Source organism: Streptomyces sp. NPDC012474 (assembly GCF_042955185.1).
GTDB lineage: Bacteria > Actinomycetota > Actinomycetes > Streptomycetales > Streptomycetaceae > Streptomyces > Streptomyces cahuitamycinicus.
In genome coordinates this window covers 34,712-49,416 of sequence record NZ_JBIBEP010000001.1, presented here as the reverse complement: position 1 = coordinate 49,416, position 14,705 = coordinate 34,712, and the positions used below count along the sequence as shown (strand labels likewise).

Sequence of the window (14,705 nt, the reverse complement as noted above, 5' to 3'; positions counted from 1 at the left end):
CGCCCGTCCGGGCGGCCGGGACGCCCGCGTGCCGCGTGAGACGGCCCGCCTCCACCACCTTGTGAACACCGCCCTCGACGGAAAGAGCAGAATGCCCCGCTTCAGCATCGTCGTCCCGTCCCATGGGGTCGCGGGCCGGCTGTCCCTGGCACTGGACTCGGTCCTCGCCCAGTCGTTCGGCGACTTCGAGCTGATCCCGGTGTGCGACGCACCCGACGCGCCGGCGGCGGACGTCGTCACCGGCTACGCCGAGCGGGACTCCCGGGTGACGCCGGTGTACTCGCCTCCGGCGGACGGACTGGCCGGGGCGCGCACCACCGGGCTGCGGGCGGCGGTCGGCGGCCATGTGCTGTTCCTCGACGGCGACGACGTCCTGGTCCCGGGGGCGCTCGCGGCGCTGGACGCCCGGCTGGGCGAGACCGGCGACGTGGACGTCCTGTACTTCGAGTACGAGCGCACCCCCTGGTGGGAGGGCGAGCCGACCAACCCGGCCGCTCCCCTGCTGGCCAGGGCACCGGACGGGGCCTTCGCCCCCGGCCGCGCCCCGCAGCTGACGGGCGTGACGCTCCCGGCGTGGAGCGCGGCCTACCGCCGCGCCTTCCTCACCGGGCAGGGCCTCGCCTTCCCCGGGGGCCACTTCACCGATGTCGGCTTCGGCGGGCTGGTCGCCCTGCGGGCGGAGCGGATGGCGGCCCTGCGCACGGTCGTCGTCCGGCATCTGCGGCGCCGGCAGGGCGACCGGCTGGGCCTGCCCGGCGCGCACCACGCCGAGCTGCTCGACCAGGCCGAGCTGGTGCTGACACGGGCCGTTGAGCAGGGGCTTCCGGCGGACCGGCTGACACCGCTGTTCGAGCAGCTCTTCGCCGCCGTACTGAAGACGGCCGCCCATCCACGGCGGCTGACGTCCGGACGCCGGGCCTTCTTCCGGCGGGCGGGCGCGCTCTACCGGCGGCACCGCCCCGCCGGCTACCGGCCCCCCGGGGGCAGCCTCGGCGTCCAGCACCGGCTGCTCGCCTGCGGGTCGTACCCGGCGTTCCGGGCCCTGCGCGCCGTCAACCGGGGGGCGCTGCGGGCCGCCGCGCTGCTCCCCCGCCCGCGGGGGCTGCGCACCCGGCTGCGCTACGCGGTGGCCCTGCGCCTGCCGCTCGACAGGAACCTCGTCGTGTACTGCGCGTACTGGGGCCGCGGCTACGTCTGCAACCCGGCCGCGATCCACGCCAAGGCCCGCGAACTGGCGCCACACCTGCGCGCGGTGTTCCTGGTGGAGCCGGACGCGGTGGGCAGCGTGCCGCCGGGCGTGGAGTACGCGGTGATCGGCAGCCGGAGGTACTGGCAGGTGCTGGCCCGCGCCAAGTACCTGGTCAACAACGCCAACTTCGCGGACGCCGTGGTCAAGCGCCCCGGCAGCGTCCACCTCCAGACCCAGCACGGCACCCCGCTGAAGACGATGGGCGCCGACCAGGCGACGTACCCCGTGGTGGCCGCGGCCACCGGCAGCTTCGCCAAGCTGCTGGCCCGGGTGGACCGCTGGGACTACAACCTCACCTCCAACCGGCACTCCACCGAGATGTGGGAGCGGGCGTTCCCGAGCACGCACGAGACCCTCGAGTACGGCTATCCGCGCAACGACGTCTACTGCACGGCGTCCGCCGAGGACGTCGCCCGCGTCCGCAAGGAACTGGGCGTCCCCGACGGAAAGAAGGCCCTCCTCTACGCGCCCACGCACCGTGACTACGCCACCGGCTTCGAGACCGGCCTGGACCTGGCGGAGTTCTGCGAGGCGATCGGCGACGAGTACGTGGTGCTGCTGCGCGCCCACTACTTCTACGACCAGGGGCCGGGCAGGGGCGGCGGCCGGATCATCGACGTCACGGGGCACCGCTCCTCTGAGGACGTGTGCCTGGCCGCGGACGCGCTGATCACGGACTACTCCTCGATCATGTTCGACTACGCCAACCTGGACCGGCCGATCGTCGTGTACGCGGACGACTGGGACGTCTACCGGGAGACGCGGGGCGTCTACTTCGACCTGATGGAGCTCCCGCCGGGCCGGGTCGCCCGGACTCCCGGGGAGCTGGCGGCCGTCTTCCGTGACGGCTCCTGGGCGGACGAGTCCGCCGCCGCCCTGCGGGCCGCGTTCCGGGAGCGCTTCTGCCAGTGCGACGACGGGCGCGCCGCCGAGCGCGTCGTGCGCCGTGTGCTGCTCGGGGAGCCGCCCGAGTCGATCCCGCCCGTGATCCCGCTCGCGGAGCGCGTCCCGGCCCCCGCCGCCACCCTCGTGAGGAGCTGACCGAAGAAGTGCCCCGCTTCAGCATCATCGTCCCCGTCTACCAGGTGCAGGGCTTCCTGCGCGAGTGTCTCGACTCGGTGCTCGGCCAGTCCTACGGCGACTTCGAGGTGATCGCCGTGGACGACCGCTCGCCCGACGGCAGCGGCGCGATCCTCGACGAATACGCCGCCCGCGACGCCCGGGTGCGGGTGCTGCACCTGCCCGAGAACGTCGGTCTGGGCCGGGCCCGCAACGCCGGCCTCGCTCAGGCCGCCGGCGACTACGTCCTGTTCCTGGACAGCGACGACCACTACACACCGGGCCTGCTGGCCGCCGTCGCCGCCCGCCTGGCGGTGACCGGCGACCCGGACATCCTGGTCTTCGACCATGTGCGTACCCACTGGTGGGGCCGCGGCGGACGCAGCGAGGCGGCGGACCTGCTGGCGGCTGCGGGCCTGGAGACGTTCGGTATCCGGCAGAGCCCGCAGTACCTGAACCTGTTCCTGGTCGCCTGGAACAAGGCCTACCGCCGCTCCTTCCTCCAGGAGCACGGGCTGGAGTACGCGCCGGGGCTGTACGAGGACGCGCCGGTCACCTACCGGTCGATGGTGCTGGCCGACCGGATCGCCTGCCTGGACCGGATCGGCGTGGAGTACCGGCAGCGCCGCCAGGGCGCGATCACCAAGACGCCCGGGCGCCGGCACTTCGAGATCTTCCCCCAGTACGAGGGCCTGTTCGCCTTTCTGGAGCAGCGCCCCGACCTGGACTGGGCGCGGCCGCTGCTGCTGGAGCGGGCGCTGGACCACATGCTGTTCGTGCTGGCCCGCGAGGACCGGGTGCGGCCCGCGGACCGGGGCGACTTCTACCGCGAGATCCGCTCCTTCCACCGCCGTCACCTCCCCGAGGGCGGCTTCCCGCGGCCGGACGGCTGGCGCGGGGCCGAGATGCGGCTGCTCGCCTCTGCGCCCTACGCGGCGTACGCGACCGCCCGCGGGCTGCGGGATCTGCGCGCCTCCGCCCTGGGCGGGCGGCGACGGGTGGCGAAGAAGGCGTCGGAGGGCGCTCTGCGCGGCTGGTACACGGCTCAGTCGAAGCGCCCGCTGGATCCGCGTCTCGCCGTCTACTCGGCGACCCACCACCAGGGTGTGACCGGTGACCCGGCCGCGATCTACGAGAAGGCCCGCGAGATCGCCCCGCACATCCGGGGCGTGTGGGTGGTCCGGGAGGACGCGGTGGACGCGCTGCCGCCCGGCATCGACCATGTGACGCCGGGCTCGCGGCGCTACCACGAGGTCATGGCGCGGGCCACGTACTGGGTGAACAACGTCAACTGGCCCGGCACCCTGGCCAAGCGGCCCGGCAGCGTACACATCCACACCCACCAGGGCACGCCGCTCAAGTACATGGGCGCCGACCTGCTGACCAAGCCGGGTGCCCGGCACGGCTTCGACGTGCCGCAGATGCTGCGCCGCGCCGACCGCTGGGACTACAGCCTGGTCGCGGGGCGGCACGCGGAACGGGCCTGGGAGCGGGCCTATCCGTGCCACTTCACCTCGCTGCGGACCGGCAGCCCCCGCAACGACGTACTGGTCGGAGCCGGTCCGGACCGGGGCCGGGAGGTGCGCGAGCGGCTCGGCGTCCCGGCCGGTGACACGGTCGTGCTGTACGCGCCGACCCGACGGGACTACCGGCGGGGCGGGCATGTCGACCGGTTCGACCTGGCCCGGTTCGCCGCGGACCTGGGCCCCGGGCACACCCTGCTCGTCCGGTTGCACCCGTCGCTGGCGGCGGGCGTCGCGCGGGGCCTCGGCGTGGCCGACCTGAACCGGCGGGGCGTCCTGGTGGACGTCACGGACGAGCCGCACGTCGAGGACGTGATGCTCGCCTCCGACGTGCTGGTCACCGACTACTCCGCCCTGATGTTCGACTACGCGCTCCTGGACCGGCCGATCGTCGTCCACGCCGACGACTGGGGGGCGTTCGCGGCGAGCCGGGGCGCCTACTTCGACATCACGGCCGACGCGCCGGGCCATGTGTCGCGCTCGTACCGGGAGCTGGCCTGGCTGTTCGCGTCCGGCACCTGGCAGGACGCGGAGGCGGCGCGGCTGCGCTCCGGCTTCCGGGAGCGGTACTGCGAGTTCGAGGACGGCCGGGCCGCCGAGCGGGTCGTCCGGCTGCTGATGCTGGGCGAGCGGGGCGGGACGCTGCTGCCCGCGGCGCGCCGGACCGAGGGGGCCCGCACACGACCAGAGGCGCTGATCGAGAGATGAGAATCCCCGCGACCCCCGAGGCCGCCCCGTCCCTGCCCGGCCAGCGGGCTCCCTCGGCCCGGCCGCCCGTCGCCGCCGATCGGCCGCGCTGGGTGCCCGGGTGGCACGCGTCCCTGGTCGCCGTGCCCACCGCGGCCCTGTTCGCGCTGGGCTACCGGCGCCGCTGGATCTGCGACGACGGGCTCATCTACCTGCGCCCGGTCCGGCAGATCCTGGCGGGCAACGGGCCCGTGTTCAACGTCGGCGAGCGGGCCGAGAGTTCGACCGGCACCCTGTGGCAGTGGCTGCTCGCCCTCGCCACCTGGGTCACCGGCGAGGACCCGGCGTTCATCGCGGTCGGGCTCGGCCTGGTGCTGAGCACCGCGGGGTTCGCGTTCGCCCTGCTCGCCACATGCAGGCTGCACCGGGGGGCGGGGCTGCTGCTCCCGGCGGGTGTGCTCGTACTCCTGGCCGTGCCGCCGTTCTGGTCGTACATGACCTCGGGTCTGGAGAGCGGTCTGGGCACCTTCTGGACCGGCCTGTCGTGGTGGCTGCTGACGCGGACCCGGCGCGGGCAGGAGGCCCGGCTGACGTACCAGGCCGCCTTCGTGTTCGGGCTGGGCCCGCTGGTCCGGCCCGATCTCGCGGTGGTCACGGCCTGCTTCCTGGCCGCGCAGTGGTGGGTGCTGCGTCCCTCACGGCGGGGCACGGCGGCGATGCTGGCCTCGGCGGGAGCGGTGCCACTGGCGTACGAGGTCTTCCGGGCGGGGTACTACGGGGTCCTGGTGCCGCTGCCCGCCATCGCCAAGGAGGCGAGCGCCAGCGACTGGAGCCGGGGCGCCGGGTACGTGCAGGAGACCCTCGGGCCGTACTGGCTGTGGCCGGCTCTGCCGGTGCTCGGGGCGCTGGCCGTCCTGCTGGTGCGGCGCAACCGCCGGGAGCAACGGGACCGCGCCCCGGGACGGGCCCCGCTCGCGGTGCTGCTGGCGCCGCTCGCGGCGGGCCTGCTGCTGGCCGGGTACGTCGTCCGCGTCGGCGGCGACTACATGCACGCCCGCATGATCCTGCCCGCCCTTCTGTTGCTGCTCCTGCCGGTGCTGGTCGTGCCCGCGACCAGGGTCACCGGCGTGGCGGGTGCGCTGCTGGTGGTGTGGCTGTGCGCGGCGGTCAGTCCGCTGCGGGCTCCGTTCGACGTGCGCAGCACGCCCGGCTCGTTCAACGTGCGCAGCTCCGATGTGGAGGGCCTCGGCGACCACAACCCGGTGCGCACCGCCACCTGGGTGGACAACTGGCCCGCCCTGCCGGAGGGGCGCGCCATGCTGGCCCGGGCCGAGCGGGCGCCCGGGCCGACGCTGCTCTACTTCGACGCCGGGCGGCGGCTGCACGCGACGCCGATGCGCGCGGACTCGCCGTACCAGGTGGTGATCGTGGGCCGCCATCTCGGCGTGACGGGGGCGGCGGCGCCGCTGGACGCCTACGTCAACGACGCCTGGGGGCTGGCCAGTCCGATCGGCGCGCACCTGACGCTGGAGCGGTGGAGCTGGCCCGGGCACGAGAAGTTCCTGCGCAACCACTGGGTCTTCGCCGAGTGGGCGGTGAAGCGTCCGCCGCAGCGCGACCTGCTGCGCGCCGGGGCCACACGGGAGGCGGTCGAGGCGGCCCGGGCCGCGCTGGGCTGCGGCGATCTCGCCGAGCTGAGGGAGTCGGTGCGCGCGCCGCTCACCGCCGAGCGGTTCTGGCGGAACCTCACCGGAGCGGTCGAGCGGACGCGGTTCCGCTTCGCGCGCTGGCCGGCGGCGGCACAGCAGGCGCTGTGCGACCGACCGGCAGGTGGGCGCAGCGGCCTCACCCGATGAAGTGATCCGGGGTCAGGGCATGCGTGGGGCGGGAACATTCGGCGCATGCCCCAGACCCCTTCCACCCTCCTGTGAGCGCCCCGGTCCTGATCCGGCGGGCCGTGCGCGGTGCGACGGCGCTGCGCGGCGGCCGTGCCGGCAGGCTCACCCCGTACCAGTTCTACGGCGCCCTGTTCTGGCTGGTGATGACGCTGGCGTACTGGCGGATCCCGCTGTGCTGTGACGCCGGACAGCACGCGGCGGTCGTCGAGCGTCTCAAGGCCGACCTGCTCCACCCGGCCCACACCATGGCGGACCTGCCGGGCGCGGGCAGCCCATACTACGGGCCGTACGCGGTCGCCCAGGGCGTTCTGGCGCGGCTGACGGGGCTGACGGGCTGGGAGGTCGTGAAGCTCGCCGGGCCGGTGCATCTGCTGGTGCTGCTGACGGGGCTCGGCCGTTTCGTCCGGACACTCACCTCGCGCCCGTGGGCGCCGGTGTGGGCCCTGCTGTCCATGACGCTGCTCTGGGGCACCGCGCGGATCCTGTGGAGCGGCTACCTCGGGCTGATGTCGATGACGACGAACCTGGGCTACCCGTCCGCGCTCGCCATCGGGCTGACGTTCTGGGCGTGGGCCTGGACGGGCACGCGCGCCCGGGAGGACGCCCCCGCGGTGCGGTTCGTCGGTCCGAGCGGGCTCGGCGGCTGGTGGGGGTACGCGGGGATCGGCGCCCTGTACGGGCTGATCCTGCTCACCCATCCCGTCACGGCGGCCTCGGCGCTCACCGGGGCGGTGGCGATCGTGGCGTCCCGGCAGCGCGGCTGGCGGCGGCCGGTCGCGGCACGCTGGGCACTCACCGCGGCGGCCTGCGCGACGGTCGCCCTGACCTGGCCCTACTACGACGTCCTGACGCTGGTGGGCGACACCGGCATGGACGCGATGCACCGGCAGCTGTACGAGAGGATGCCCGCCAACTCCTGGCTGGCGCTGCTCGGGCTGCCCGCGCTGTGGCTGCGGGCACGCCGGTCGGCGCGGGATCCGCTGGTGCTGATGTTCCTGCTGGAGTGCCTGCTGGTGGCATACGGCTGGGTGAGCGGGCACTACACGTACGCCAGGGCCCTGTGGGCCGCGCTGGTCCCGCTGCAGTTCGCCCTGGCGGTGGAGCTGGCGGCGCCCCGGCCCTGGCACCGGGCCAGGCGCGCGCTGGGCGGGGCGGCGGCGGCCGGGGTGTGCGTCGGGTTCGTCGTCGTGCACGCCGGGGCGGTCGTGCCGCGCTCGGTCGACCCGGTGGGCTTCACGCAGCCGACGCGCTGGCCGTCGTACGACTGGGCGGCGCGGCACATCGGGGCCGGCGAGGTGGTGATCACCGACGGGTACTTCGCCTCTCACGCCATCGCCGGGTACGGGCCGAACCTCGCCGCGCCCATCTGGCCCGACCCCGCCCTGAACGAGCGGGAGCGGAAGCGCCGGGCGGCCGATGTCCGCGCCTATCTCGCCCCCGGCTCGACCCGCGCCGAGCGGTCCGCCGTCGTCCGCCGCTACCACGTGCGCTGGCTGTTGCTGACGCGCTGGCACCCGGTGCCCGAGGAGGCCGTGGTGGTGGCGTGGAGCAGACGGACGGGGGAGGTGCTGGCGCGGGTCGGGGGGTGACCTTCGCGGGCTTCGGGGACTACTCGACGACGAGGTCGACCTCGATGTTGCCGCGGGTGGCGTTGGAGTACGGGCAGACCTGGTGGGCCTGCTCGACCAGCTTGCGGCCGGTCGCCTCGTCCACGCTGTCGGGCAGCTCCACGCGGAGGGTGACGGCGAGCCCGAAGCCCTCGCCCTGCTTGCCTATGGAGACCTCGGCGGTCACGGCGGCGTCGCTGACGTCGACCTTGGCCCCTCGGCCGACCAGGCCGAGGGCGCTGCCGAAGCAGGCGGCGTAACCGGCGGCGAAGAGCTGCTCGGGGTTGGTGCCCTGGCCGTTGCCGCCCAGCGCCTGGGGCATGCCCAGGGCGAGGTCCAGCACGCCGTCGGAGCTGACGGTCCGGCCCTCGCGGCCGTGGGTGGCGGTGGCGACAGCGGTGTAGAGCGCGTCCATGGAAAACCTTCCCTCTCACGTCATCGTTCGGCGGCCCGCTTCCGGGCCGCCCGACATCCAGAAGTAGAGCACACAATTCAATTGTGTGCAATTGAATGACGGACGCGAGCTACCCTGGAGGCATGAACACGCCCGACGACGACTGGCTCCGTTTGGACCAGCAGATCTGCTTCTCCCTGCACGCGGCCTCCCGGGCCTTCAACGGGGTCTACCGCGGGATCCTCAAGGACCTCGGGCTCACCTACCCGCAGTACCTGGTGATGCTGGTGCTGTGGGAGCACGACGAGCTGCCCGTGAAGAAGCTCGGCGAGCACCTGCGTCTCGACTCCGGCACGCTGTCGCCGCTGCTCAAGCGGCTGGAGGCGGCCGGTCTGGTGCGCCGGGAGCGCAGCTCCCGCGACGAGCGGTCGGTGGAGGTGCGGCTGACCGAGGAGGGCGTGGCGCTGCGCGGGCGGGCGCTGCAGGTGCCGCGCCGGATCGCCGCCTCGACCGGCTTCGGCCCCGAGGAGGTCCGCGTGCTGCGCGCCCGTCTCGACGACCTCACCACCGCGCTGGACGCGGCCGCGCTCGCGGAGCCGGACGGCTCGTCCGCCGACGAGCGGCCGTAACGGCACCGGGCGGCGCTACGGCAGAACCGGGGCGCCGAGGGCCGGGGCTCCGAGGGCCGCGGCGCACTCCGGAACCGGGGCGCCGAGGGCCGGGCGGGGCTACCCGGGAGCCGGGGCGCCGCGTGCCGGGGCGCCTGCGGGTACGCCGGGTGACCGGCCGTCGGCCGGTTCGCGGGGCGGCTCGTCGGGCGGGGTGTCTTCGGCCGGGGTGTCTCCCGGCGAGCTGTCTCCCGGCGGGCGCCGGACGTAGAGGCGCAGGAGCACGTCGTCGCGAACGTGCTCCTCGCGGACGTGCTCCTCGCGGACGTGCTCCTCGCGGACGTGCTCCTCGCGGACGTGCTCCTCGCGGACGTGCTCCTCACGGACGTGCTCCTCACGGACGTGCTCCTCACGGACGGTGAATCCCTCGGCCAGGACGGCGAGCTTGGCGCGCTCGACCGGGTCGGGCGGGCTCCGGCGCGGGTCCAGGGCGGAACGCTCGGCGACGACCCAGACGCGGTCCACCGAGGCGAGGCGCCGCCGCAGCTCCCCGGGGGTCGCCTCCCGGCCCCACAGCGTCCCGGAGCGGGGCGCGGACTCCCGCAGCGCGATGTCCCGCGCCCGCCGGAACCCCTTCGGGTAGGCCAGCGCGGCGAGTCTGCCGACCGACGGCACGAACAGCACCGGGTCGCCGGGGCGCATCCGGCTGACGGCGAGCGCGGAGACCACGGCGAGGTTGTCCGGGCGGTGGGCGGCGGACCGGTCCTGGCGGTACACGGGGAGCTGGTGCAGGAAGGTGACGGTGAGGGCCAGGGCGCCGGTGACGCCCACGAAGGCCTGCGCCCGGCGACGCGCCGCCCGCGTCCGCTGCCCGCCGAACCGCACCTGCCATCCCTCGAACCACATCCGCCGCCCCTCGAACCGCACCCGCCGCCCCTCGAACCGCATCGGCCGCCCCAGCGCTCCTGCCACCCGCCCGGCGCCGGCCGCGACCAGCAGGGACGCGCCCGCCAGCGCGTAGAGCACGTACCGGTCGTGGTAGAGCGGCCGGACCTGCGACACGGTCATCAGGATCCCCGGCGGCACCAGCAGCAGCGGAAGCGCGACCGCGGCCGTGCGCCGCTCGCGCAGTCCCAGGGCCATCAGCAGCAGCGACCCCCAGAACACCGGCCCCGCCGGGCCGGGAGAGAAGTGACGGGCCAGCCTCTCCACCCGGTCCCACCCCGGCGGCACCAGCCACGCCACCTGCCCGGACTGCCCCTGCGAGACCCACACCAGCGGCAGCAGGAGCAGCACCACCGCCACCGCCGCACGCCCCCAGCCGGACCAGACCCGACGCGGCACCCGCAGCAGGGCCAGCGTCAGCGCGTGCGCGCCCAGCACCGGCACCGCCAGCTCGTGCAGCACACAGGTCAGGGCGACGACCGTCCCGTAGGGCCACCAGGCCCGGCCCCCCGCCCCGTCCACCGCCCTCAGCAGCAGCAGCGTCGCCCCCGCCACGCCCGCCGCGACGAGCGCGTACGACCGGCCCTCCTGGGCGTAGTGGCCGGTCATCGGCGTGATCGCGTACAGGAGCCCGGCCCACAGCCCGACGCGGGGCCCGGCCAGCCGGACGCCGAGGGCCGCGACCAGGCCGGCGGTCGCCGTCGCCGCGCACACCGACGGCAGGCGCAGCACGACCTCGCCGGGGTGGACGGTGAGGACGGCGTGCATGATCAGGTAGTAGAGGCCGTGGACGGCGTCCACGTCGTGCAGCAGCCGCCAGATCTGCGGGACCGTGCGCTGCGCGACCTGGAAGGTGACACTCTCGTCGCCCCACATACCGCCGCGGTCCAAGCCCCACAGCCCGGTCGCCAGCATCACCGCCATGGGCACCGCCACGGGCGCCCGCCCCACGCCGAACCGGCCGCTCCCCCTCGACTGTCCGCTCTCCACGGCACGATTCTGCGCTGAATCAGAGGCATCAATACGATTTGATGGTGTGTTATCACTTTCATGTCATTCGCCCGGCTTACCATCCGCCGTGATGAATGCCGAGAGTGAGACCGAGAGGGACACCCGGAGGCCGCTTGCCCGGGTCGCCGTCGTGGTGATCGGCTACGACGACGCCGCGCATGTGACGGACGCCGTGCGGTCGGCGCTCGCCCAGGGCCCGGCCGTGCGCGAGGTGGTGGCCGTCGACGACTGCTCGACGGACGGCAGCGCCGCCTTGCTCGACCGGCTCGCCGTTTCGGAGCCCCGCCTGAAGGTGATCCGCCGCCGGGCCAACAGCGGCGGCTGCGGCACCCCGCGCAACACCGGGCTCGACGCGGTGACCTCGCCGTACGTGATGTTCCTGGACAGCGACGACGTCCTGCCGCCCGGCGCGGTCGAGGCGCTGCTCGAAGCGGCCGAGGGTGCGCACGCCGAGGTCACGGGCGGTCTGTGCGTACGCCGCGAGCTGCCGTCGGGGCGCGAAGTCCCCTGGCAGGCGCGTCTCTACGCACTGCACGCCGTGGTGCCGCACCCCGCTCGGCGACCGCGCCTGGTCCACGACACGCTCTGCGTCAACAAGCTCTACCGCACCGGCTTCCTGCGGGCGCACGGCATCCGCTTCCCCGAGGGGCGCTTCCCGTACGAGGACGTCGTCTTCACCGCGCGCGTCCTGGCCGCGGCTCCGCGCATCGCCCTGGTCCCGGACCGGGTGTACGTCTGGCACGTGCGCCGGTCGGCCGGGCGGCTGTCCATCTCCCTCGACCGGTCCGGCGTCGAGAACTGGAGGGCCCGTACTGAGGCGTGCCGGCAGGCGTACGAGGTGCTGCTGGGCGCCGGGCAGAAGGAACTCGCGCGGGCCGTGCGCGGCAAGTTCCTCGACCACGACCTGCGGATGTACCTGCGTGAACTGGGGTTGCGCGACGCCGCCTACCGGCGCGCGTGGTGGGAGCTCACGCGGGCGCACCTCGCGGAGTACGACGCCGACGACTGGGCGCGCAACCCGGCCGCTCCCGGCCGGCTGGCCGGAAAGATCGTCCTGGCCTCCCCGGAGCCGTGCGACCTGCCCCGGCTGCGGGAGCTCGCGGCCCGCCCGGCCCGCCTGCGCCCGCCGTACGCCCGCTCCGCGGACGGCACGCCGGTCTGGTCGGACGTCCTCCCGGTCTCGTTGGAGCCGCTGCGGGCGCGGCCGGTTCGCGCGCTGCCCCTCGCCGTCGACGCGGAGCTGCGGCCGTGCGCGCGCGGCACCCGGCTGCGGCTGCGCCTGCACGAGCTGTACGGGCGGGTGGCACAGGCGGGGCCGGAGACGGTGGAGGTGGAGTGGCTGCACCGGGACGACGGGGACCTGGTGGTCCGGGACACGGCCGTGCCGCTGACGCCGTGCGCAAGCGGTTCCGGGCCTGCCAGGACCGCCGGCTCCGGGCCTGCCGGGACCGCCGGTTGCGGAGCCGTGCCGCTCGCCCACGGCCCTCAGTCGGCCGGGACCACCGACTCCGGGGCCGTAGCGCTCGCTCAGGGCTCCGACCCTGCCGGGGTCGCCGGGGCCGTGGCACTCGGACCCTGCGCGCAAGGCTTCGAGCCCGCCGAAACCGCCGGTTCCGTCCGCGGCGGCGCCTGGTCGGCGGAGGTGGCCGTCGACCTCGCCGCGCTGTCCGCGCTCGGCGCGGGCACCTGGGACCTGCGCCTTCGTATCCGCTTTCGCGGCGGCGTGAGCCGCGACGTCTCGGCGCACGCGCTCACGGGCTCCGGTCTGCTGCGCCGCAGCGCTGTCCCCAGCGCCCGGCACGGCGTGGTACTCGTACAGCCGTACGCCACCCACTCCGGCGCGCTGGCACTGCGGGTGGCCCCCGGCGTACGCGGCGTGCTGTCGGTCGCCCGCGCACGGCTGCGCCGCCTGCTTCACTGAGAGCACCGGACCACGACGGAGCAGCGCACCGCACCACCACCACGGGCCAACTGACGAGGGGACGGCCGCACATGACCTGGTTGATCACCGGCGGCGCCGGTTACATCGGCGCGCACGTCGTACGGGCGATGACCGCGGCGGGCGAGCAGGCGGTGGTGTACGACGACCTGTCGACCGGCATCGCCGAGCGGGTGCCCTACGGGGTGCCGCTGGTGGTGGGCTCGACCCTGGACGCCGAGCGGCTCGCCCGCACCCTCGAGGACCACGCGGTCACCGGCGTCGTCCACCTCGCGGCGAAGAAGCAGGTGGGCGAGTCGGTGGAACGGCCGCTGCACTACTACCGGGAGAACGTCGAGGGTCTGCGGATCCTGCTGGATGCCGTGACGGCGGCGAAGGTGCCGTCCTTCGTCTTCTCCTCGTCGGCGGCGGTGTACGGCATGCCGGACGTGGACCTGGTCACGGAGGAGACGCCGTGCCTGCCCATGTCGCCGTACGGCGAGACCAAGCTGGCCGGTGAGTGGCTGGTCCGCGCGACCGGCCGGGCGACCGGGCTGTCGGCGGCGTGCCTGCGCTACTTCAACGTGGCGGGCGCCGCGGGCCCGGAACTCGCGGACACCGGGGTGTTCAACCTCGTGCCGATGGTCTTCGAGAAGCTCACCGAGGACGCGCCGCCGCGCGTCTTCGGCGACGACTACCCGACCCCGGACGGCACCTGCGTGCGCGACTACATCCACGTGGTCGACCTGGCCGAGGCCCATGTCGCGGCGGCCCGGGCCCTGCGCTCCTCCCCCGGCCGCGACCTCACGCTCAACATCGGCCGGGGTGAAGGCGTCTCCGTCCGCGAGATGATCGACCACATCAACGCCGTCACCGGGTACGACCGCCCGCCGGCCGTCACCCCCCGCCGCCCGGGCGACCCGGCCCGGGTCGTGGCCTCCGCCGACCGCGCCGCCGCGGAACTGGGCTGGAAGGCCCGGCTCGGCGTGCAGGACATGATCACGTCGGCCTGGGAGGGGTGGCTGCGGCTGCATCCGGAGGCGGGACGGGGCTGATCCGCCCACGCACCAGGACGAGCCCCGGCGCGCCTGCCGGGGCTCAACGCGTGGGCTCAAACCCGACGGCGCCCGCTTGGGGCACGGACTTTGACGGCCCCGTGCCGGTCTACAACGCCTTCAGCCCCTCCGACGTGGCGCGGGCCAGCGCGCCGAGATACCCCTTCGGCAGCTTCGGGCTGCGGATGACCACCGAGCGCCAGTAGAGCGGGCCGGAGATCAGGTCGAGCGCGAGGTCGTGGTCGATGCCCGCGCGGAGTTCGCCGCGGCGTTCCGCCGCCGTCACGATGCCGGTGGCGACGCCGTCCTGGCCCTCGCGCAGGGCCTTCTGCAGGGCCTCGGCGATGTCGGGGTTGCGGGCCGCCTCGGCCTGGAGGTCGGGGATGACCTGCGAGGCGACGGGGTGGCGCAGGGCGCGGGACGTCACCTCGTAGAGGAGCCGCAGGTCGCCCTCCAGGGAGCCGGTGTCCGGCGCGGGCAGGCCCTGTACGGCGAGCGCCGAGACGATGTCGAGGACCAGGTGCAGTTTCGACCGCCAGCGGCGGTACACCGCCGTCTTCCCGACCCCCGCCTGGCGCGCGATCCCCTCGATGGACATCCGTGCGTAGCCGACGGCCGCGAGTTCCTCGAAGACGGCAGCCCGGATCGCTTGCGTCACGTCCTCCCGCAGTACGGCCGCCCCCGCGGGGGCCCGGCGGCGCGGGGGCTGCTGGGGCTCGTCGGGCTTCGTCGTCATGACGACAGCATAGGG

General features: G+C 74.6%; 10 protein-coding genes. 7 read left to right on the top strand and 3 right to left on the bottom strand.

Going from position 1 to position 14,705, the window contains the following annotated elements; genetic code table 11:
- The first annotated feature begins 91 nt into the window (after positions 1–91).
- From ACFY9S_RS00175 to ACFY9S_RS00160, 4 genes are all read left to right on the top strand, one after another.
- Positions 92–2,290 (top strand): CDP-glycerol glycerophosphotransferase family protein, encoded by a 2,199-nt coding sequence (locus ACFY9S_RS00175; protein WP_391120672.1) that lies wholly within the window; start codon positions 92–94, stop codon positions 2,288–2,290.
- 8 nt (positions 2,291–2,298) lie between these two features.
- Positions 2,299–4,539 (top strand): CDP-glycerol glycerophosphotransferase family protein, encoded by a 2,241-nt coding sequence (locus tag ACFY9S_RS00170; protein ID WP_391120669.1) that lies wholly within the window; start codon positions 2,299–2,301, stop codon positions 4,537–4,539.
- Positions 4,536–6,374, top strand: a complete 1,839-nt coding sequence (locus ACFY9S_RS00165; RefSeq protein WP_391120666.1) for a hypothetical protein — start codon at positions 4,536–4,538, stop codon at positions 6,372–6,374. The genes ACFY9S_RS00170 and ACFY9S_RS00165 overlap by 4 nt, the downstream gene beginning before the upstream one ends.
- Before the next feature lie 71 nt (positions 6,375–6,445).
- Complete coding sequence (locus ACFY9S_RS00160; RefSeq protein ID WP_391120663.1) at positions 6,446–8,005, top strand: hypothetical protein; 1,560 nt, start codon at positions 6,446–6,448, stop codon at positions 8,003–8,005.
- A 19-nt stretch (positions 8,006–8,024) separates the two neighbouring features.
- Here ACFY9S_RS00160 and ACFY9S_RS00155 read toward each other — a convergent pair whose 3' ends face one another.
- On the bottom strand, positions 8,025–8,438 hold the full coding sequence (locus tag ACFY9S_RS00155; RefSeq protein WP_391120660.1) for an Ohr family peroxiredoxin: 414 nt from the start codon (positions 8,436–8,438) through the stop codon (positions 8,025–8,027).
- A 122-nt stretch (positions 8,439–8,560) separates the two neighbouring features.
- On the opposite strand from ACFY9S_RS00155, the gene ACFY9S_RS00150 reads away from it, so the two are divergent.
- Positions 8,561–9,046, top strand: a complete 486-nt coding sequence (locus ACFY9S_RS00150) for a MarR family transcriptional regulator (protein ID WP_391120657.1) — start codon at positions 8,561–8,563, stop codon at positions 9,044–9,046.
- 99 nt (positions 9,047–9,145) lie between these two features.
- Here ACFY9S_RS00150 and ACFY9S_RS00145 read toward each other — a convergent pair whose 3' ends face one another.
- On the bottom strand, positions 9,146–10,894 hold the full coding sequence (locus tag ACFY9S_RS00145; RefSeq protein ID WP_391122861.1) for a hypothetical protein: 1,749 nt from the start codon (positions 10,892–10,894) through the stop codon (positions 9,146–9,148).
- Positions 10,895–11,051: 157 nt separating this feature from the next.
- On the opposite strand from ACFY9S_RS00145, the gene ACFY9S_RS00140 reads away from it, so the two are divergent.
- Together ACFY9S_RS00140 and galE are read left to right on the top strand one after the other, a co-directional pair.
- Positions 11,052–12,902, top strand: a complete 1,851-nt coding sequence (locus ACFY9S_RS00140; RefSeq protein WP_391120654.1) for a glycosyltransferase — start codon at positions 11,052–11,054, stop codon at positions 12,900–12,902.
- Between the two features lie 71 nt (positions 12,903–12,973).
- Positions 12,974–13,954, top strand: coding sequence for a UDP-glucose 4-epimerase GalE (galE, locus tag ACFY9S_RS00135; RefSeq protein WP_391120652.1), 981 nt, complete (start codon positions 12,974–12,976; stop codon positions 13,952–13,954).
- Positions 13,955–14,063: 109 nt separating this feature from the next.
- On the opposite strand, the gene ACFY9S_RS00130 is transcribed toward galE, so the two are convergent.
- Positions 14,064–14,690: a TetR/AcrR family transcriptional regulator C-terminal ligand-binding domain-containing protein gene (locus ACFY9S_RS00130; protein WP_391120649.1), complete on the bottom strand. Its 627-nt coding sequence runs from the start codon at positions 14,688–14,690 to the stop codon at positions 14,064–14,066.
- Between the last annotated feature and the right edge of the window lie 15 nt (positions 14,691–14,705).